Source organism: Streptomyces milbemycinicus (assembly GCF_002154605.1).
Taxonomy (GTDB): Bacteria; Actinomycetota; Actinomycetes; order Streptomycetales; family Streptomycetaceae; genus Streptomyces; species Streptomyces milbemycinicus.
The window spans coordinates 316-758 of the sequence record NZ_MUNE01001281.1 but is presented as its reverse complement, the minus strand read 5'-3'; the positions used below and the strand labels follow the sequence as shown (position 1 = coordinate 758).

General features: G+C 71.3%; 1 protein-coding gene. It reads right to left on the bottom strand.

From position 1 onward, the window contains the following. A partial coding sequence (sepH, locus tag CCN51_RS52630; RefSeq protein WP_143676277.1) for a septation protein SepH occupies positions 1 to 425 on the bottom strand: 425 nt, incomplete at its 3' end. Between the last annotated feature and the right edge of the window lie 18 nt (positions 426 to 443).

The window sequence follows — 443 nt, the reverse complement described above, 5'->3', positions numbered from 1 at the left end:
CCGCGCAGCAGCAGCCGCTCCGTGACGGCCTCGCCGAGCTGTGGCCCGGCGTTCTCACCGGGGCGGCGCACGGGTGTTTTGCGGGCGCGCTCGGCCATGAAGGCGCGCTCCGCGAGCACCGGACCCTCGAAGCGGCGCACGCGGTCGACGGGGATGCCCGCCATTTGCGCGACCTCTTCGGCCGAGGCGCCGGCGCGTATACGGGCCTGGATGTCGCGCGGCCGCAGATGGCTCTCGACCTCGATCTCGATCTGGCCGAGTCGAGCGCGGTCATTGCGCACTGCGGCGCGCAGACGCTCGTCGATGGGAAGTGTGTACTCCGTGCTGTCCGCAGCCTTGAGCACCAGCCGTGTGCCGTCGTTGCTGACGGCCACGACACGCAGTTCGGGCATGGGGACCTCCCGGGTGGTGCCTGCCGACGTCACGGTTGCGTCGCTGCTCTC